This window comes from Flavobacterium segetis, from assembly GCF_900129575.1.
In the GTDB taxonomy this organism is placed as follows: Bacteria; Bacteroidota; Bacteroidia; order Flavobacteriales; family Flavobacteriaceae; genus Flavobacterium; species Flavobacterium segetis.
Genome location: NZ_FQWE01000008.1, coordinates 114,581 through 133,027, shown reverse-complemented (window position 1 = coordinate 133,027; position 18,447 = coordinate 114,581). Strand labels below are relative to the sequence as shown.

Here is an 18,447-nt window from a genome sequence, read left to right as displayed (position 1 = left end):
CTGCCAAAAATACAAATTCAGTTGTGTAAATATGTTAACAAGTTCTTAATTTCGATTCGATATTCTTTATATTTTCAAAATTTAAATGATTAAAATGATCTATAACAAAATCTGCTTGCGATAAATCTTGAGATTTTGAATGGATACTGTTATAACCGATACAATATATCCCAGCGGCCTTAGCAGCTATGACGCCGTTTGTACTGTCTTCAATAATCAAACAATTTTCCATAGGTGCAATAGATAAGCTAGCGGCATATTCAAATATTGCTGGATGTGGTTTTGATTTGGGAAAGTCCTCGCCACTTACAATATGGGTAAAGTAATCATGCAGTTTAAATCTGTCAAAAACCCGACTTATGGTTATTTTTGACGCGGAGGAAGCCAGTATCAATTGAATGCCGTTTTCGTGTAAATTTTTAATTAGCGTTTCTACTCCTTCAAGCAATGTAAGATCCGCTTTGCTGTCAAAAGCATCATTAAAGATAGTTCTTTTACGCTGAATTAAATCTTCTACTTCATTTTCGATGGTAAAGATTTCCTTTAATTTTTGGAATGTATTTCGCGTTGATGAACCCGTTAAGGAAGTGTACATTTCTTCAGTAACATTAATATTTAGTTCTGCAAATTGTTTAAAATAGGCATAACGGTGAACGGGCTCTGTATCGACAATTACTCCGTCCATGTCAAAAATCACTGTATGTATCATTGTTATTTTTTTGCCAAAAAGGCATAAAGGCACAAGTCTTTTTTATGTTAGTATTTGTTTTTTATTTTGCCGCAAAGGCGCAAAGTTTTTTTACGCTATCACTTGGTGGTCATTTTCTACAAAAGCAAAAATATTTTATTACCAAAAATTCTTTTTAAAAAGTAGATATAACCACCATTAAAAAATTAAATTAGCACCCAGTTGATCACCATTCACGGTTCACGCATCACGATTTACTCCTTTTTGAGCAAATAGCGTATCACAGTTTCCGCTGCGTAGAGTCCGAATAATCCTGGCATATAACTATTTGTTCCGTAGAATGATTTTTTATAGTTAGCTCCATCTGTCATTTTTAAACTAGTTTCATCCTGAATTTCTGATGAAAAAACGACCTTTAATTTATCAATTTTAACCTCTTTTAAACGTTTGCGAATTGTTTTCGCTAAAAAACAGTTCTCTGTATTTCCAATATCTGCGACCTTAACTTTTGAAGCATCCACTTTGCCACCAGCTCCCATACAACTTATGATTTTAACTCTTTTTCGCTTGGCTCCAATGATTAAATTTAATTTCGGTGTAACGCTATCAATGCAATCTAAAACGTAATCAAAATCCTCTGAAACAATTTCAAAAGCACGCTCTGGCGAAAGAAATTCAGTTATTCGAGTTAGATTTAATTCTGGATTGATATCCATTAATCGATCGCTTACTAAAGTAACTTTCGATTGACTAATAGTAGAATGTAAGGCTATTAATTGCCTGTTTATGTTGGTAATATCAACAACATCTCCATCTACAATTGTCATATTTCCTACTCCTGCTCTCGCTAAAAATTCTGCTGCAAAAGAACCTACTCCTCCAAGCCCTACAACTAAAACATTAGCTTTTTTTAAATTATCAATACCTTCTTTTTTGAAAAGAAGTTCGCTTCTTTCTAACCACTTTGCCATTATCTACTTTTTGTCATTAAGTTGCTAAAACTTAAAAATTTATTTTTATTAATTTATTTATTAATTTGACCAATATTTAAATTAGCCTACAATTTATTTACCACGAAGATTCGGAGACATTGGGATTATATTTTTACTATCTAAATTTAATAATGCAAAGCCTTTACTGTTATCACGTACCTTTTCTATTTGAAATATTGTTTAATTTATAGTACTAATTGTTTACAAATAAGTTTATTAAGTTCAAATTTTCAAAAGTGTGTTATGATATTTAAAATACACTCTTGAAATTCTTATTAATTAAATGCTGCAGTTCAGCAATGGATATTCCTTTATATTTTGCAGCTAAATGATACACGGCTTCAATCCCCTCCTCTATATTATCTGTTTCTAAAAACAATTTATCGTCAGGTATGCTCTTAAAAACTTCCTCTAAATCTTTATTTAGTAGTAAATATTTTCCAAAAGAGATATAAAAACCATTTGAAATCAATTGATGCGCTACTTGGTTGTTTTTAGAGAATCCATGAATAATCATTGGAACTGAGATGTTTAATCTTTTCTTAGTTTCGATAACTTCTTGAAATGCCGCTACGCAATGAATCACCACTGCTTTATTGCCCTTTTGTGCCAACAGCAATTGCCTTTCAAAAACCACTTGCTGTAATTCCATAGGAACTTCAATTCGTTTATCGAGACCACATTCTCCAATAGCTATACAATTAGTGTCCTTTAGTTTACTTTCAATTATTGCAAGATCAGTTTCTACCCTTTCTTCCAAGATGTACCAAGGATGAATTCCAATAGAATAAAATGGAATTGTACCATCAAAATCCTGTGGATACTGATTGACTAATTCTAAAATATTAGCTTGTTTTATAAATTTGTGCGTATGTAAATTAAAGAATTCCATTAAATATGAAATTTTTTAACGCCCGCTTTTATTTCAATATTCAAATCGTTTTCTAACGGCACAATAGGACATGAATATTTATAGTTATAAGCGCAATATGGATTGTAAGAAGTATTAAAATCAATGGCGACAGTATTTCCTTTAGGAATTTCTAGATCAATATACTTCCCTCCTATGTAACTTTCTTTACCTGATGTCAGATCAGAGAAAGGTAAAAATAAATGATTCTTGTATTTCTTTTGTTTTGATAGGGCAATATTGCGGTACACGTTTAATTTGAAATCTAGTCCTTGGATCGTGAAAAATACTTCACCGTATTTAACATATATAGGTTTCCTATGAGTAGTGGTTTTCATTTCAAAGGGTTTCTCTTTTTTTGTACGCACAAATTTAGCAACCACAAAAAAATCTTCATTTGCGGGATAAAAATCTAAACTTTTAAAATTTCCTACATCCTCAGTTAGTAGCGGACTTGTTTTGGCATCAGCATATTCGGCGTTTAAGTCGTTTTGGAATTGAGTAACTGAAGCCAAATCATATTTTTGCTGACTGAAACAAAATGTTAAAGGAAAAAAAAAAAGAAAAAGCAGTAGTATTCTCATTTTGAAGTTTTGATACAAAAATAGTTTAAAGTTTACAATGACACAAAGTTATGATTGCATAATTAAACCAATAATGATTAGGATTTGCCGTTATAAGTAATGAAATTTTACAGATTATTTAGGTTATCATTAATGTAAGAAAGCATGAAACTTTTTTTAGAAATCGTCCCTAATTATGAATCCTATAATTTGACAAAAACAGGACAGTAGTTGTAAACACTGATTAATAATTGCTTGAAAATTAGCTTGACATTATCTTATTTTATGAATTACAAACTTTAAAAAATCATGTTAAAAGCAGGAAACCGTAGCCCAGATAGCAGAGGAAATCCTTTTATTTTTTTTTAAAAAAATAAAAGATTGTAGCGAATAGCTGGAAATAGCTCCTAAAAAACTTTGTAAATTTGCAAAACAGAAATACAACTTATGTTCAAAACCGCTTTTCAACGCTACATAAATAACTACCGAGGATTCACTAGAGAGATATGGATCTTGACTTTGATTACCTTTATTAATAGAGCGGGCACCATGGTTTTGCCGTTTTTATCTAAATATTTAAAGGAAGATCTCAATTTTTCTTATGAACAAGTGGGTTGGATCATGGTCTGTTTTGGTTTTGGTTCCATGTTGGGTTCGTGGCTGGGAGGTAAACTTTCTGACAAGATAGGATTTTATAAAATAATGGTATTCAGCTTATTTACTAGTGGATTGCTATTGTTTGCCGTGCAATATGTTCGTACTTTCTGGGGATTGTGTTTTGCTATGTTTTTTATAATGACCGTTGCTGACATGTTTCGTCCGGCTATGTTTGTGTCACTAGGGACTTATGCCAAACCCGAAAATCGAACCAGAGCACTAACTCTCGTTCGCCTTGCAGTCAATTTAGGCTTTACTGCTGGACCAGCTTTAGGAGGATTGATCATTATGAATTTAGGATATAGCGGACTTTTTTGGGTTGATGGTACCTCCTGCATTGTGTCTATTTTAATTTTTACAGTACTTGTAAAAGAGCGAAAAAAACCAGCTGACTTAAATGTTTCAGAAAGTGTCACCGAAATTCCAGTATCTGTTTTTAAAGACAAAGTGTTCTGGATTTTCCTATTTGTGTGCTTTATCACAGCCATGCTTTTCTTTCAACTATTTACGACATTGCCGCTGTACCACAACGAAAAATTTGGACTTACTGAATTCCAAAGTGGTCTATTATTGTCACTTAATGGTCTACTAATTTTCTTTTTAGAAATGCCAATCGTAAGCATCAGCCAGCGAAAAAATATTGATAAGCTCAAAATTATACTTTGGGGCTGTTTACTTATGTCGATCAGTTTTTATGTACTATTAATTAATATTTGGGCAGGAATGCTTGTCGTAAGTATCCTTTTTATCACTTTTGGCGAAATGTTCATATTTCCTTTCTCTAATTCATTTGCATTGAGTAGAGCTCCAAAAGGTCATGAAGGTCGTTACATGGCTCTTTTTACCATGAGTTTTAGTTTAGCACATATTGCTAGTTCAAAAACAGGACTTGAAATAATAGCTAACTTTGGGTATCAATCCAACTGGTTTGTGATGGGAACATTAGGAATACTGTCGGTTGCTGGTTGTATTTGGCTACAGAAACTCGTTAAATCAGAACAAAAATAATAATCCTTTGGGCGTGACCCCATTAAAAAAAGGGGCTTAGCAACTTACAGCTTACTTAGCCCCTTTTTTGAATGCTGTCGGGCTATTCGTTAGAATCTTTTTATTGCTCACGCACTAAAAAGGATTTTCACTACTATCCCTCACGCGACCTAATTTTCATACTATCAAAAAGTAAAACAAGATGATTTTTAAGTTTAAAAACTCATAAAACTATTAAATTAGTTTAATAACTATAAATATAGTTTGTAAACTATAAATATAGTTTGTAAACTATAAATATAGTTGTATGTTTGTCATTCGTCTACGTTTAGGATGACAAAATATATAGCAATGCAAAAATTAACAAACAAAGAAGAAGAAATCATGCACATTATATGGAAGCTCAAAAAAGCTTTTGTAAAAGAGGTCATGGCTGAAATTATAGAGGATCAACCACATTACAACACTTTATCTACGATTGTTCGAAATCTTGAAGAAAAAGGGTTTGTTGATCATAATGCTTTTGGAAATACGCATCAATACTTTCCTGTTGTGAGCATCGAATCCTATAGAAAGCGTTTTATGAATACTGCAATAGATCATTATTTTAACAGTTCGTATAAAAATATGGTTTCGCATTTTGCGAAAGAAGAAAAAATTTCAGCTGCTGAACTCCGAGAAATATTAGCTATGATCGAGGATAAAAAAGAATAAAATTATGCTCACTTAAAACAATTTTTACTAAAATCAAGTTTAATTATGGAAGCATTATTTATATACCTTATCAAATCCAGCGGACTAATTGTATTATTTTTTTTAGCATATCATTTTCTATTGCGTAAAGAAACATTTTTTACCGGTAATCGCTGGTTTTTACAATTGGGCTTATTTACTGCTATATTGTTGCCTTTACTAGTTTTTACAAAAACGGTACTTGTGGAGGCAAGTGCAAATACGATCGATTGGTCAGAAATTCCTATAGCTACTTCGGCTAATAATAAAGACTTAGAAATGAATTGGTATCTACTTCTATTGCTAGTTTATGGTCTTGGTGCTTTTTTATTATTGGCAAAGTTTCTATGCGATTTCTATAGTTTAAACGCTATTTTGAAGAACAAAACATTGCAGAATCAGACTGATTACAAACTTATCGACACTACTGAAAACCTTGCTCCATTTTCTTATTTTAAAATCATTGTTTACAATTCTAGTTTATACAATCAGCAAGAGCTAAATAATATTTTAGAACACGAAAAAATCCATTGTGATCAAAATCATACTCTTGATGTGCTTATATCGCGAGTATTTTGCATTCTTTTTTGGTTCAACCCAGTCGTTTGGTTTTATAAAAAAGCCATTGTACAAAATCTAGAGTTTATTGCAGATCAGGAAGCTACAACAAAAATAGAAGACAAAAAATCATACCAAATCACTCTTTTAAAAATAACAACACAGGAACACTGCGTTGCCATCACCAATCATTTTTATCAATCATTAATCAAAAAACGAATCGTTATGTTAAACAAAACTCAATCAAAAAAAAGAAATTCTTGGAAGTACGCCTTTGTAATACCTGCACTAGTTGCCTTTGTAATGCTATTTCAAATAGAAGTAATTGCACAAGAAAAAATCACTAACGAAAATGCTATAGCTTCTATAGATAAAGTAGTTCTCGATGTTAACGCAAGTTCAACTGAAAAAGCACTAAATGATGAAAGAGAATTTTTCAAACAAGAATTCGATATTGACATGTACTTTTCTCAAATAAAAGTAAACAGTCACAACGAAATCATTGCCATTAAAGTTACTTTAAAAAACAATGAAGGTGTTAAAAAAGTATATTCAGTGAAAGAAGAAGGCCCCATTAAACCATTTGCTGTTTTTGTAGTAAAAGAAAAATCAGGAAACTTTAACTTTGGTTTTCAATCAAATACTAAGGAGAATATACACTTAAGTCAACATATTAACCATATTAATATGATTCAAAATGGATCTGAGAAAGAGCAGCCACTTGACGAGATCATTGCTGACACCCAACCTAACAATTCATGGAGTCTAAATGGGATGTCTAAAGACGGAAAAGAATATCTAATTGTCTTAAATGGAACAAAACAAGTAAAAGGCACACCAATCAAGATATCCTTTAATGAAGTTTTTGACACTCGAAATATCTTGGATCCAAAAGAGGCAATGCTTAAATATGGTGAAGAAGGGAAAAATGGTGCTCATGAAATTACTACTAAAAAATCAACAACCAGTAATAAGGCAGAAAAAAATATTGAAATTAATCAGACAAACGCCTTATTAATTATAGACGGCAAAAAAGCAGATCCAAAACTTAAAGTAGACGATATTGATCCTGATACAATTGCATCAGTAAATGTCATAAAAGGAAAGAGTGCCACTGATAAATATGGCAATGATGCTGTAAATGGTGTCTTAGAGATTACTTTAAAAAAGGTCTTGAAGACTTTAAAAAAGGATAATAGCAAATTGAATACCATACCAGAAGATGCTGAAATTTACATTGATGGCAAGAAATCGACCAAAACAGAATTGGATAAACTTAGTCCTAATTTAATTGATAGTATCGATATCATTAGATCAGCAACAAATGAAAAAGTGATGAAGGTCACCACAAAGAAAAAACAATAATATGCTACTAAAGACGGTCTCGACGTAAGACCGTCTTTTTTTATATCTTTGAAAAAAAATATGTACAAAATTTTAGCTCAAATCAACAGACTTATACTTCCTAGTTTTACCAAACAGCGATTGGATTTAGCAAAAGCGAAAAAATGGCAAATGGCTATTATCGGTTTTCGATACTATGTCACTACAAGAGCTATTGATTAATAGGTTATTGCAGCAAATATGGATTTATCTATGATTTTATCTCTTCCTTTTAGGAAAGATAATTCCATAATAAAATTGCATTGCACCACTTCACCACCCAATCGCTCTACTAATTCGCAAACTGCTTTTATAGTTCCGCTAGTTGCTAAAACATCATCATGTATTAAAACTCGATCTCCTTTTTGAATCGCATCGATATGAATTTCTAATGTATCAGTACCGTATTCTAAATCGTAAGTAGCAAAAATGGTTTCGTATGGTAATTTATTGGGTTTTCGCACTGGAATAAACCCAACTTGTAATTCTTGCGCAATCAATGTTCCAAAGAAAAATCCCCGACTCTCCACTCCTATTACCTTATCAATTTTGAGGTTTTTTACAGTCGAAACTAATATTTTCACACAATCTTGTGTGGCTTTTGGATCAATAAGAAGCGGCGTAATGTCTTTAAACAAAATTCCTTCTTTTGGAAAACCTTGAATATCACGTATATAATTTTTTAAAGACATAATTTTCTATTTTTTATAAATTTACACTTGCAATTTACACAAATAACCCTATATTTGCACCCGCAATCAGGTTATTACAACCACTTGCAAATGGCCTTGTGGCGCAACTGAATAGCGCACTTGATTACGGCTCAAGAGGTTACTGGTTTGAATCCAGTCAAGGTCACAAATTAAATCCCTAACACTACTGATTATCAGTGTTTTAGGGATTTTTTATTTTATAAATTGTACTATTTATGTACAATTAATTACTTAGAATTGTAATTGATAATTAAATCCTCAAAATTACTTGCTAAACCTATTACCTATTTATCATTAAGGTAAGAACGGATCAATCCTAAAAGTTGGGGGGAAATCAAAGATTTCCTAAATTAGCTGATTAAAAAAAAAGCTTTGGAGAATTACATAGAACTTTTAAAACTGATCCTTCCTGAATTAATTGTAGAACACTTTGATTTAGTCAATACCAAAATCGAACAAGAGAAAATGCATCTATTCTTTGAAGAAAAAAGTACTCCTCCAAAAGAATATAACAACAGACAACTTGTGTCCAAAGGTTTCTTAAATGAGATTACTATTCAAGATTTTCCACTGCGAGGAAAACTTGTTTACTTACACATTAAAAGACGACGCTGGACAGATAAACAATCTCAAGAAATAATCCAGCGTGATTGGAATATAGTAGCACAAGGTACCCGCATGACTCATGAGTTTGCGGATTTTTTAAAAGAAATTAATAGATACTAAAGCAAACGACTGTCATACTATAGGTTTTTTCTTTGGTGTGAATGGTAAAAAACTACAACGACAATACAAAAAACATCTTAGTAACTTTTCTACGTGGGAGCAACTCGAACATGCGAGTGAATGGCTTATTTTTCCCGAAAATATAGGAAGTCATTTATCCATAGAAGAAGTAAACCTATCAATGGGAGAACTTTATACAGTAGTCACCAACAAGGCAGGCAAAGGAAAAAAAGGATCTATTGTAGTTATTATTGCGGGAACTAAATCAGAGGTTGTTATAAACCATTTACAGAAAATAGATTTTAAAAAACGTAATCAAGTTACAGAAATCACCCTGGATATGGCCAATAGTATGAAATTAATTGCGAAAAAATCCTTTCCAAAAGCAAAACAAGTAACCGATAGATTTCATGTTCAAAAACTAGCATTAGAAGCTGTACAAGAAGTCCGAATTAGATTAAAATGGGATGCTTTAGATCAAGAAAAATCAGCTATAACTGAAGGTAAACTAAATAAAGCGTCATTTATTTCTAGAGAATTTTCAAATGGAGATACAGCCAAACAATTACTAACAAGAAGTAGATTTCTATTGTATAAAAGTCCTAATAAATGGAGTGAAAGTCAAAAAGAAAGAGCTATAATATTATTTGAAGAAAATCCGGAAATTAAAACTGTTTATTATTTAAGTCAAAATTTACGCAACATTTACAACAACAATACAGATAAAACTGTTGCTATTACAAAATTAGCGCATTGGTATAATGATGTAGAAAACTTAGGGATTAAGAGCTTTAACACCATTATGAATACTGTAAAAATAAACTATCATTCTATATTAAACTATTTTGATAAACGAAGTACAAATGCTTCTGCGGAATCCTTTAATGCTAAAATAAAAGCATTCAGAAATCAATTTAGAGGAGTCAGAAAAGTTGATTTCTTCCTATTTAGATTAACTAAGTTATTTGCTTAATCCCCAAGTTTTGTTCTTGATCCAAACAAGGTCAAGGCGGATTATCGGGTAAAGACAAATCAACTTCTACAACTTATGAAGTTTCCATAATAGCCAATAATGGTGTCATTACCACTACAGTAAATTTTACAAAAATATCATCAACAAAAATATATTGGAATGCATCGGGCGTAGATTTAGAAATCGAAAAATTAAAATAATAAAATATGAAAACAAAATTGATTTTAACCTTACTACTTTTATGTACGGTATTTATAAGTTCATCTTATAGCCAAGGATCTTCAAAAAAAACTGATTATGAGACAAACTACAATTCTGCATTAAAATTATTAATCAATGGAGATTATGACAATGCCTTAGTACAGATAAATAAATCTATAAAATTAAACCCAAATAACTCAGATTCTTACTATATCAAAGGCAACATCTATCAAAAAAAAATAGATTATTAAAATGCATTATTAAATTTTAAAAAAGCAATACAATTAAATTCTAATCATATCGATGCAACTATGAAAGCAGCTATAATTTATGGAAAAATGAATGATAAGCCTAACGCTTGTTTATACTTTAAAAAAGCATGTAATTTAGGAAACAATGATGCTTGTACTGGATATAAAAGATTTTGTAATTAACTATCTAGTATTTATGAGAGGGAACTATAAAACAATATAAAAGTTTACATTGAAATAAATTAGTAAGACACAAAAATTACCTACACTACAGACACATGAAATCTTTGAACGAATTGCAACTATGAAAAACATTATTTATAAAAAAGATCATCAACTACCAGTACTCGTTATAGTTCAAATCCTCATTTTTTTCCTTATCAAGCTGGCTTTACAAGTGCAATTTAATAAAGTTGACAATACCAATCCTTATGATTACTACGATGCAAAACAACTAGAGGAATATTTAGGTTTACTTTACTTTTGCTCTTCACTGGTAATCATTTATAATTTATACAATGATATTAAGAGTGACAATAATTCAATTTCTAAAATTTTAATCTTTTTTTTAGTTAGTTACGTGTTTTATTTGTTAGAAGATGTAAATGGATTAGCGATCCCTTTCTACACTAAAAGAAGGGATTCTCTGACCTATTATTCCTATTATTATTCATTTTTACCATATTGCTATTTAATTTTTAAATACTCCATTATAGGTATAAAAGAAGATATAACAGTGGAAATAAAAGAACGACTTGAAAATAGGCACAACGAAAAATTAGATGATTTAGATACTCTATTAAGTTTAAATTTATTAAGTACAAAACAACATAAAAAAAAGGCAGATCTAAAAGAAACAGAGGAATATAACTTACTAACAAAATCAAAAACTATTGGTTTATTAACCGAGCAAGAATTTAATGATAAAGTTAGTTTTTTAGTGAATAAAAAATATAAAGATTCAAAGAATTAAGTTCTCTTATAGCTTCTTTGAAAGATGATACATTTGTTTCAAATTGCTATTTACTAAATAAAAATATAAGAAAATATACTATTAGCGAACTCAAAAAATTAAATTGTGAGTGCATTTCTTCAAATACAAATTTTATATATTTTTCACTTTCCAACTACAAAAAGCATTATTTCAAACAATTAGAAAATAATAATATTGAAGGAGTAAGAATATATGAAGAACAAGGTAAATGGACAAGAATTACAGTTGGCAAAATGGACGAAATGAAAAAATTTATTAAAGCAATTGAATAAAAAACTGCCACCAACAACTAAGGGTTAGTTGGGCTTGAAAAGCCAACAATGAACCCGCGGTTGAACGGAATCGATTACATACTGTCAACACTATGGAGTTATCGTAAAATTATTGGAGATATTACAAGAGGCTAAAACGCCTCTTTTTTTTTGCAGTATAAACATAATGGTTTTTATAATGATTTCCTTCACTCCAAGCTTCGGGATTGGGCATAAATTGCCTTACCCATTAAGTTAATTTGTACAGGGAATTGAGCTTTGGCTATCGCCAAGATACCAAGGAGGCAGACCACGCTGATCAAAAACCAATATTCGGTGTAAATTGCCTGTTCTGCAACAAGGAAATTTTGGCAAAAAAAGTTTCTTCTCAACCTTTTCTAGAATTGCGAAGTCCATTTAAATACCCATACAGATACAATTTAAGGGGAATTTTAGTATCAAAACTGGGATCACCTTCGCTTTTGATAGTTTGAACCGAAAAACCCAACGCTTCTAAAGATAAAGCTGCTACAAAAGCTTCTATAAACTGAATAGGATTTTCTGAGGAAATAGTATCTTCTAAACTACAAACGCATTTGGTTGCGCGGTATTCCTATGATATGTTTTATTATTAAATATATAACTTTTCTTGCTTTAAATAAAATAAATCGACTATTTTTGAAAGAGCATAACGCAAGTTTTATCACAGACTGACGTTGTAAACCATTAAAAAATCTGAACTTTCCTGAAAGAAATCGACTATAAATTAAATGGAGAAATTTGAATTAAATTGTACAGAAGATGACATTAATAAAATTAAGTCCAAAAGAAATCAATCCAATATAGCTTTTTTTATTGCCTTTATTATTCTTGGCGTTATTATTTACTTTATGGAATCTTCGACTCCAATATTTCTAAAGATTATTGCATATTTTTTCTTTGCTATAACTGGTTATACCGTCTTTGATATGATATTTGGAAACAATTCGAGGAAAGATTTAAACAACAGAATTAAAATTGTTACAAAAGTAATAGTCTTAAATAAAAATATTAAGACAAGAGGTAGAGAAGCAACGAATTATTATGAATTAGAATTTGAGGGAAATAATGATATAAAACATTATCAAGTAAAACAAAGTGTTTTTGACAAAATTAAGATTGGAGATATTATTGACATAGAATATAGTAAGGAATCTTTTTGGGTGCTTAAAATAAAACTGAATTCATTAGATATTGAAAACAAAGATTACGTGAAATAAAACGGTTTATAACATTGTGTAAAAATAATTTCTAGTTCTCGCCTACTTGAAAATTCCTGCAGAATTTTCACAGGTTCGGTCAATTTTTGTTATTTTAGGTGTTTAACCCACGCAACTATTCTTACACCAAACGTTGTATGTAATTTCCAGAACCGACTGAAATCTTTAGAATAAATAGAAATATGAATCCAGAACAAAATTATATCTAAATTAACAAACACTCATGGAATAATAGAACTGATACTCATTTGACTTCGGAATTTTATAATCTTCAAGATTTTTTAAAAGGAGAAACTTCATTAAACCCAATCGAATTAGAATTACTTGGAGATATAAAAGGAGAAACCGTTCTACATTTGCAATGTCATTTCGGACAAGATACCATTTCTTTAAGCCGACTTGGAGCGGAAGTTACGGGAGTTGATTTGTCAGACAAAGCAATCGAAAGTGCAGTAAAAATTGCCAGAGAAACAAATGCAAACACGCAATTTATATGTTGTGATTTGTATGAATTGGAAAATCATCTTGACAAACAATTCGACATTGTATTCACGAGTTATGGAACTATAACGTGGTTGCCTGATTTAGACAAATGGGGAAAATTAATTTCGAAATTCTTAAAAAAAAATGGAAAATTCATATTTGTAGAGTTCCATCCTGTAGTTTGGATGTTCGATGATAATTTCGAAAAAATTGGTTACAATTATTTAAACGTAGCACCAATAGTTGAAACAGAAAACGGAACTTACTCAGATAAAGATGCCGAAATTTCACAGTCTTATGTAACTTGGAATCATAGTTTGAGTGAAGTTATTGGAAGTTTGCTCGCCAGTTCAATGAACATTAATGATTTTCAAGAATACGATTATTCGCCGTTCAATGTTTTCCGTAATATGCTTGAATTTGAACCTAAAAAATTTAGAATTAAACATTTAGATAATAAAATTCCAATGGTATATTCAATCGTTGCGCAGAAAAAAACTACAACTAACACGGTACATAAAATAAAGGGTTCAATGCTAAATTAAAGATTTTAGTTATCTTTTAAGTTCAGTTATTAACCGAAATTTTGGGCATTTTAAATCGCAACTTTTCAAATACCCAACCCTTGGTAGCTATAAAAAGAAGAGAACCTCATAAATTTTAAAAATGTATAATGAACTTGAAAAAATAAAGAAAGTAATTTCACATTATATTGAAATTAGTAACGAAGAATGGATGTCCTATTCTTCTAAATTTCAGGTAAAAGAAATCATGAAAAAGGAAATAATCCTTAGCCAAGGGGATATTTGCCGCGATGTTTTTTTTGTGGTAGATGGATTGTTAAGGGTTTTTTTTGTGGATAACAATGGAGAAGAGAAGACATTTCATTTTTCATTTGAAAATACTTTTTCGGCCGATTATGAAAGTTTTTTAAAGAAAATCCCTTCTAACTATTCCATTCAAGCATTGGAAGATACAACTATTGTTTTAATGTCGTTTGAAATGCTGCACGATGGTTATAAAATTCTTGCGAACGGAGAGAAACTTGGCAGGTTACTTGCCGAAGAGTATTTCTTTATTTTCAATGATAATATTCAAGCTATTTACACCCAAAGTCCAATTGTGAGGTATAACAATCTCATTAGAAAGTTTCCGAATATTCTACAACGGATTCCCCAGCACTACATTGCATCTTATCTTAATATTAGTTCTGTGCATCTCAGCAGATTAAAAAATTCTCAATAGTAAAATAAAACTGATAACAAATGTTATCGTCATTGGAAGATTAGCCCTTTAACTTTGTCTTTATAATAACCAAATTATGTAGAGATGAGAAATTTAGAAAACAAAATAGTTTTAATTACCGGAGGAGCATCCGGAATTGGCAGAATAATGGTTCGTTTACTATTAGAACGAAAAGCCAAAGTTATCATTTGGGATATTAATCAAGAAAGTATTGATGAGACCCTATTGCAATTCTCTGACAAAGGAAAAGTTTATGGCTACAATGTAGATATCTCTAAGGTTGAACAAATACAAGAAACTGCCAAAAAAGTAAAGCAAGAAATTGGTGTAGTTGATGTAGTGATCAATAACGCAGGAATAATTGTGGGTAAATATTTCAACGAGCACTCCTTATCCGATATTTCGAAGACAATGGACATTAATGCAAATGCACCCATGTTTATAACGAAGGCTTTTCTTGATGATATGTTGGATCAAAATTCAGGAAATATTTGCAATATTGCTTCATCTGGTGGAATAGTTTCAAATCCTAAAATGTCTGTTTACGCAGCAAGCAAATGGTCACTCATCGGCTGGTCTGATAGTTTACGTTTGGAGATGAAGCAAATGGATAAAAAAGTGAATGTTACTACAATAATGCCCTACTATATCAATACAGGAATGTTTGATGGTGTAAAATCTAAAATCCCAATTTTGGAGCCTGAAGTAGCAGCATTAACCATTATTAAAGCGATTGAAAAAAATAAAAAAATGATTAGTATTCCTGGTTATATTTATAGAGTTACACGTTTTGGTCAAGCTGTAATGTCTATTAATGTTTTTGATTGGTTCGCAGGAGAGGTTCTCGGAATTTACAAAACAATGGAGCATTTCACAGGTCGCAAAAAATAGTAACATTAAAAAAATGTACAACAATGGAAGAAACATCAAGAGATACTATCGTTCAGCATATTGAAAGTCAAAGGGATTTTTTTTCAACCAACAAGACAAAGGATATTGATTTTAGATTAGAGCAACTTCGAAAACTAAAAAAAGCCATTCGAAAGAATCAGAAGAAACTTGAAGGTGCTTTATGGGAAGATTTGCATAAATCGCCTGAAGAATCTTACTTAACCGAAATCAGTATTGTCACGGGGGAAATTGATAATCATATTAAACATTTAAAGAGGTGGGCAAAACCTAAAAGAGTTTCAACACCATTACATTTATGGCCGTCCACAAGTAAAGTAATTTATGAACCTCTTGGATTGTGCCTTATTGTAGCGCCATGGAATTATCCTTTTCAGTTGTTAATAAATTCCCTGGTTGGTTCTATTTCAGCTGGTGGTTGTACTATTCTAAAACCATCACCTGATGTACCGAAAACTGCTATAGCAATGCAGGAAATGATTGAAGAAACTTTTGAGTCTAATTATATTGCAGTAGTTCAAGGCGGTAGAGAAACCAATAGCATTCTATTTAATGAACGCTTTGATATTATTTTCTTTACGGGTAGTTCAAAAGTCGGGAAAGTCGTAATGAAAGCAGCAGCAGAACACTTAACACCAGTCGTATTGGAATTAGGTGGAAAAAGCCCCTGTATTGTTGATGCAGATGCAAACATTGATGTTGCAGCAAAACGTATTGCTTGGGGCAAAATAATAAATGCAGGTCAAACCTGTATTGCACCTGATTACCTTTTTGCACATCATTCTATCAAAGATGCATTATTGGATAAAATTGCCAAGAATATTAAAGAAATGTATGGAAATGATATTAAAGAAAGCCGATTCTATCCACGTATCGTAAATCAACGAGCAATTGACAGGTTAGAAAAGTTGATGAACCGAGGAAAAATTCATTCTGGTGGAGAAATTGACGAAAAGGAAAGATTTATAGCACCTACAATTATTGATGATGTAAATCCTGATTTTTTGATTATGCAAGAAGAAATATTTGGACCTATTTTACCTGTAATGACTTTCGAGCATATCGATGAACCTATCCAATATATAAGTAAAAATGAAAAGCCTTTAGCCTTCTACTATTTTGGTAAAAACAGAAATGCAAAAGAGGTTTTGGCGAAAACAACTTCTGGTGGAGCCTGTATTAACGATACCCTGATGCACATCACTAACCACAATTTACCTTTTGGTGGAGTTGGGAACAGCGGACTGGGAAAATACCACGGACGAGAAAGTTTTTTAGCTTTTAGCAATAGAAGAGCAATTGTGACCACACCCACTTGGATTGATTTACCTTTTAAGTATGCACCATTTAAATATTTCAAATTAATTAAAAGAATAGTCTAAATATGAAGGAACTTCGGCTGCCACCAGCGTGTATAATTAATAGCTGGTTCTAGCGTACTTACAAAAATTCTCGCAGATTTTCCACCAAGTATTTATTTGCTAAACTAGGTGTTGGAATAAACAATAAAATTAAAAAGGAAGCAATTGAAAATTTTTCTGAAAATGGCGGTGATGAATTATTCGCTATTCCAGAAGTAGAAAATACAAAATCATCAGACGATCCAAAATCAGAGGAGCTTAGTGATGAAAGCGATGAAGAGACCAAAAAGAATATTAATGGTAATGACGATGATTTTTTAAAGGAGAATCCGTTAAAAAGTGAAATTATTTTAAATGAAGGGTCAAGTCCGAACTCCATAAATATTAATTTCTTCGACCAAAAGAGTATCAATTCTGTATATAATGAAATGCATGAAGAAAATTATCAACCAGAAAACGATGATGACTTTTTGACGACAGACTAAAAATTATATTTTAATGCATTTTGAGCTGCTTTTTAAGTACTTAGTTTTAATTTTTAACTAAGTGTAAACTGAGTTCCTCTAACAAACTGCTTAAACTAACTGACGCACAAGCGATGCATTTATCAGCAGCGCCGTAATAAATATAAAGTTCATCGTCAAATAAGGCCGTACCTGTGGGAAATATTACATTATCTACAATGCCATTTTTCTCATACTCTAGTTCCGGAGAAATTAGTGGATATGGTAATCTAGCAATTACTTTTGTTGGATTTTCAAGATCAAGTAACGCAGCAGCAGCCGAATATATATAACCTTCTGAAGTGTCATACACTCCGTGATAGATTAGCAACCACCCTTTTTCAGTTTCTATTGGAGGACAACCACCACCTATAAAACTTGATTCATGAATTGATTCAATAGGATCTAAAATAATGTGCTCGTTAAAATTTAAAAAATAATTATTCCAGAATTCTGTTGTTAAATCTTGCAAATTCTCGATTAAAACAAGTTGGATTCCTGGACGAATGCGATGTAAAAAAGCTAATTTCCCACCGATTCTTCTTGGAAAGAAAATTACATCTTTATCCCAAATAAAAACTTTTTTATCTCTTTTAAAATGGCGCACATGCCTAAAATATTTTAGATTAACTAAATTAGTACATTCTGCTAAACGTTTAAATTCATCATAAGTAATCTGTGGAACAATTATTCCGTGATTTTTAAAATGGATTAAATCAGTAGAAGTAACTAAAGTTCCTAGTGCATTTATCCCATTAAAAGAAGTATAAGTGATATAATAAATGTCATCAATTTTTACAATCCTAGGATCTTCAATCCCATTTGAGGCATCTTCAGAACAAGGAATTAATATAGGAGTATTGTTTCGCTGCACAACTTTTAAAGGCCCATCTAATTTACAATATCCAATAGTTGAATAATTTCCCACGCGAACAGCTCTATAAAAAAGATGAACAGTTCCACCCTCTTGCATGATGGCAGGATTTAATACACTTTCATTTTCAAATGAAAGCTCCGTTTTACTCAGCAAAATCCCTTCTTTTTTTATATTCAACATGCTGTTTCTAAATTTTATAATTAAAAAAAGGCGTAGCCATTAAATGATACG

21 protein-coding genes, 1 tRNA gene and 1 pseudogene are annotated in these 18,447 nt (G+C 31.3%); 15 read left to right on the top strand and 8 right to left on the bottom strand.

The window, feature by feature from the left end:
* Window positions 1-34: 34 nt before the first annotated feature.
* The 4 genes from BUA99_RS12205 to BUA99_RS12190 all read right to left on the bottom strand — a co-directional run bounded on the left by BUA99_RS12205 (window position 35) and on the right by BUA99_RS12190 (window position 3,174).
* Window positions 35-709, bottom strand: coding sequence for an HAD family hydrolase (locus BUA99_RS12205; RefSeq protein ID WP_072992714.1), 675 nt, complete (start codon window positions 707-709; stop codon window positions 35-37).
* 233 nt (window positions 710-942) lie between these two features.
* Entirely contained in the window at window positions 943-1,659 is a 717-nt protein-coding gene (locus tag BUA99_RS12200; protein WP_072992711.1) for a tRNA threonylcarbamoyladenosine dehydratase, read from the bottom strand.
* 271 nt (window positions 1,660-1,930) lie between these two features.
* On the bottom strand, window positions 1,931-2,572 hold the full coding sequence (locus tag BUA99_RS12195; RefSeq protein WP_072992709.1) for a TatD family hydrolase: 642 nt from the start codon (window positions 2,570-2,572) through the stop codon (window positions 1,931-1,933).
* The gene (locus BUA99_RS12190) at window positions 2,572-3,174 is read right to left on the bottom strand and encodes a DUF1684 domain-containing protein (protein WP_072992706.1); all 603 of its coding nucleotides are present in this window, start codon (window positions 3,172-3,174) and stop codon (window positions 2,572-2,574) included. The genes BUA99_RS12195 and BUA99_RS12190 overlap by 1 nt, the downstream gene beginning before the upstream one ends.
* Window positions 3,175-3,600: 426 nt before the next feature.
* On the opposite strand from BUA99_RS12190, the gene BUA99_RS12185 reads away from it, so the two are divergent.
* The 4 genes from BUA99_RS12185 to BUA99_RS15425 all read left to right on the top strand — a co-directional run bounded on the left by BUA99_RS12185 (window position 3,601) and on the right by BUA99_RS15425 (window position 7,653).
* Window positions 3,601-4,818, top strand: coding sequence for an MDR family MFS transporter (locus BUA99_RS12185; RefSeq protein ID WP_072992702.1), 1,218 nt, complete (start codon window positions 3,601-3,603; stop codon window positions 4,816-4,818).
* Window positions 4,819-5,148: 330 nt separating this feature from the next.
* On the top strand, window positions 5,149-5,511 hold the full coding sequence (locus BUA99_RS12180; RefSeq protein ID WP_072992780.1) for a BlaI/MecI/CopY family transcriptional regulator: 363 nt from the start codon (window positions 5,149-5,151) through the stop codon (window positions 5,509-5,511).
* Window positions 5,512-5,556: 45 nt separating this feature from the next.
* Window positions 5,557-7,452, top strand: a complete 1,896-nt coding sequence (locus tag BUA99_RS12175) for a M56 family metallopeptidase (protein ID WP_072992699.1) — start codon at window positions 5,557-5,559, stop codon at window positions 7,450-7,452.
* Between the two features lie 60 nt (window positions 7,453-7,512).
* A complete protein-coding gene (locus BUA99_RS15425; protein ID WP_072992696.1) occupies window positions 7,513-7,653 on the top strand; it encodes an SsrA-binding protein in 141 nt (46 codons plus the stop codon).
* Here BUA99_RS15425 and BUA99_RS12165 read toward each other — a convergent pair.
* Complete coding sequence (locus tag BUA99_RS12165) at window positions 7,650-8,162, bottom strand: adenine phosphoribosyltransferase (RefSeq protein WP_072992693.1); 513 nt, start codon at window positions 8,160-8,162, stop codon at window positions 7,650-7,652. The genes BUA99_RS15425 and BUA99_RS12165 overlap by 4 nt on opposite strands.
* Window positions 8,163-8,254: 92 nt before the next feature.
* Here BUA99_RS12165 and BUA99_RS12160 point away from each other — a divergent pair.
* From BUA99_RS12160 to BUA99_RS15150, 6 genes are all read left to right on the top strand, one after another.
* Window positions 8,255-8,328 (top strand) — tRNA-Arg (locus tag BUA99_RS12160).
* A 227-nt stretch (window positions 8,329-8,555) separates the two neighbouring features.
* Entirely contained in the window at window positions 8,556-8,909 is a 354-nt protein-coding gene (locus tag BUA99_RS12155; protein ID WP_072992690.1) for an ISAon1 family transposase N-terminal region protein, read from the top strand.
* Between the two features lie 37 nt (window positions 8,910-8,946).
* Window positions 8,947-9,882, top strand: a complete 936-nt coding sequence (locus tag BUA99_RS12150; RefSeq protein WP_072992687.1) for an ISAon1 family transposase — start codon at window positions 8,947-8,949, stop codon at window positions 9,880-9,882.
* A gap of 206 nt (window positions 9,883-10,088) precedes the next feature.
* Window positions 10,089-10,334 (top strand): tetratricopeptide repeat protein, encoded by a 246-nt coding sequence (locus tag BUA99_RS12145; protein WP_072992684.1) that lies wholly within the window; start codon window positions 10,089-10,091, stop codon window positions 10,332-10,334.
* Between the two features lie 304 nt (window positions 10,335-10,638).
* Entirely contained in the window at window positions 10,639-11,307 is a 669-nt protein-coding gene (locus BUA99_RS12140; RefSeq protein ID WP_072992681.1) for a hypothetical protein, read from the top strand.
* Window positions 11,308-11,324: 17 nt separating this feature from the next.
* Entirely contained in the window at window positions 11,325-11,600 is a 276-nt protein-coding gene (locus tag BUA99_RS15150; RefSeq protein WP_072992678.1) for an aminotransferase class I/II-fold pyridoxal phosphate-dependent enzyme, read from the top strand.
* A 234-nt stretch (window positions 11,601-11,834) separates the two neighbouring features.
* Here the strand turns inward: BUA99_RS15150 and BUA99_RS15620 are convergent.
* Window positions 11,835-11,984 (bottom strand): annotated as a pseudogene (locus BUA99_RS15620) (IS91 family transposase); the annotation flags it as partial.
* Between the two features lie 365 nt (window positions 11,985-12,349).
* Between BUA99_RS15620 and BUA99_RS12130 the strand changes: the two are divergent.
* From BUA99_RS12130 to BUA99_RS12110, 5 genes are all read left to right on the top strand, one after another.
* Window positions 12,350-12,838 (top strand): hypothetical protein, encoded by a 489-nt coding sequence (locus BUA99_RS12130; RefSeq protein ID WP_072992676.1) that lies wholly within the window; start codon window positions 12,350-12,352, stop codon window positions 12,836-12,838.
* 209 nt (window positions 12,839-13,047) lie between these two features.
* The gene (locus tag BUA99_RS12125) at window positions 13,048-13,866 is read left to right on the top strand and encodes a class I SAM-dependent methyltransferase (RefSeq protein ID WP_234972969.1); all 819 of its coding nucleotides are present in this window, start codon (window positions 13,048-13,050) and stop codon (window positions 13,864-13,866) included.
* Window positions 13,867-13,987: 121 nt separating this feature from the next.
* A complete protein-coding gene (locus BUA99_RS12120) occupies window positions 13,988-14,566 on the top strand; it encodes a Crp/Fnr family transcriptional regulator (protein ID WP_072992674.1) in 579 nt (192 codons plus the stop codon).
* A gap of 84 nt (window positions 14,567-14,650) precedes the next feature.
* Window positions 14,651-15,457 (top strand): SDR family oxidoreductase, encoded by an 807-nt coding sequence (locus BUA99_RS12115; RefSeq protein WP_072992672.1) that lies wholly within the window; start codon window positions 14,651-14,653, stop codon window positions 15,455-15,457.
* A complete protein-coding gene (locus BUA99_RS12110) occupies window positions 15,391-16,857 on the top strand; it encodes an aldehyde dehydrogenase (protein WP_262487708.1) in 1,467 nt (488 codons plus the stop codon). The genes BUA99_RS12115 and BUA99_RS12110 overlap by 67 nt, the downstream gene beginning before the upstream one ends.
* Before the next feature lie 58 nt (window positions 16,858-16,915).
* Here the strand turns inward: BUA99_RS12110 and BUA99_RS12105 are convergent, their stop codons facing one another.
* Both BUA99_RS12105 and BUA99_RS12100 read right to left on the bottom strand, forming a co-directional pair.
* Window positions 16,916-17,215: a hypothetical protein gene (locus BUA99_RS12105; protein ID WP_072992666.1), complete on the bottom strand. Its 300-nt coding sequence runs from the start codon at window positions 17,213-17,215 to the stop codon at window positions 16,916-16,918.
* A 152-nt stretch (window positions 17,216-17,367) separates the two neighbouring features.
* On the bottom strand, window positions 17,368-18,396 hold the full coding sequence (locus tag BUA99_RS12100) for a glycoside hydrolase family 130 protein (protein ID WP_072992663.1): 1,029 nt from the start codon (window positions 18,394-18,396) through the stop codon (window positions 17,368-17,370).
* Window positions 18,397-18,447 lie beyond the last annotated feature (51 nt).

Coding starts and splice junctions, on each gene's coding strand:
- BUA99_RS12205 (WP_072992714.1), bottom strand. CDS start 709: ATGATACATACAGTGATTTTTGACATGGACGGAGTAATTGTCGATACA.
- BUA99_RS12200 (WP_072992711.1), bottom strand. CDS start 1,659: ATGGCAAAGTGGTTAGAAAGAAGCGAACTTCTTTTCAAAAAAGAAGGT.
- BUA99_RS12195 (WP_072992709.1), bottom strand. CDS start 2,572: ATGGAATTCTTTAATTTACATACGCACAAATTTATAAAACAAGCTAAT.
- BUA99_RS12190 (WP_072992706.1), bottom strand. CDS start 3,174: ATGAGAATACTACTGCTTTTTCTTTTTTTTTTTCCTTTAACATTTTGT.
- BUA99_RS12185 (WP_072992702.1), top strand. CDS start 3,601: ATGTTCAAAACCGCTTTTCAACGCTACATAAATAACTACCGAGGATTC.
- BUA99_RS12180 (WP_072992780.1), top strand. CDS start 5,149: ATGCAAAAATTAACAAACAAAGAAGAAGAAATCATGCACATTATATGG.
- BUA99_RS12175 (WP_072992699.1), top strand. CDS start 5,557: ATGGAAGCATTATTTATATACCTTATCAAATCCAGCGGACTAATTGTA.
- BUA99_RS15425 (WP_072992696.1), top strand. CDS start 7,513: ATGTACAAAATTTTAGCTCAAATCAACAGACTTATACTTCCTAGTTTT.
- BUA99_RS12165 (WP_072992693.1), bottom strand. CDS start 8,162: ATGTCTTTAAAAAATTATATACGTGATATTCAAGGTTTTCCAAAAGAA.
- BUA99_RS12145 (WP_072992684.1), top strand. CDS start 10,089: ATGAAAACAAAATTGATTTTAACCTTACTACTTTTATGTACGGTATTT.
- BUA99_RS12140 (WP_072992681.1), top strand. CDS start 10,639: ATGAAAAACATTATTTATAAAAAAGATCATCAACTACCAGTACTCGTT.
- BUA99_RS12130 (WP_072992676.1), top strand. CDS start 12,350: ATGGAGAAATTTGAATTAAATTGTACAGAAGATGACATTAATAAAATT.
- BUA99_RS12120 (WP_072992674.1), top strand. CDS start 13,988: ATGTATAATGAACTTGAAAAAATAAAGAAAGTAATTTCACATTATATT.
- BUA99_RS12115 (WP_072992672.1), top strand. CDS start 14,651: ATGAGAAATTTAGAAAACAAAATAGTTTTAATTACCGGAGGAGCATCC.
- BUA99_RS12105 (WP_072992666.1), bottom strand. CDS start 17,215: ATGGAGTTCGGACTTGACCCTTCATTTAAAATAATTTCACTTTTTAAC.
- BUA99_RS12100 (WP_072992663.1), bottom strand. CDS start 18,396: ATGTTGAATATAAAAAAAGAAGGGATTTTGCTGAGTAAAACGGAGCTT.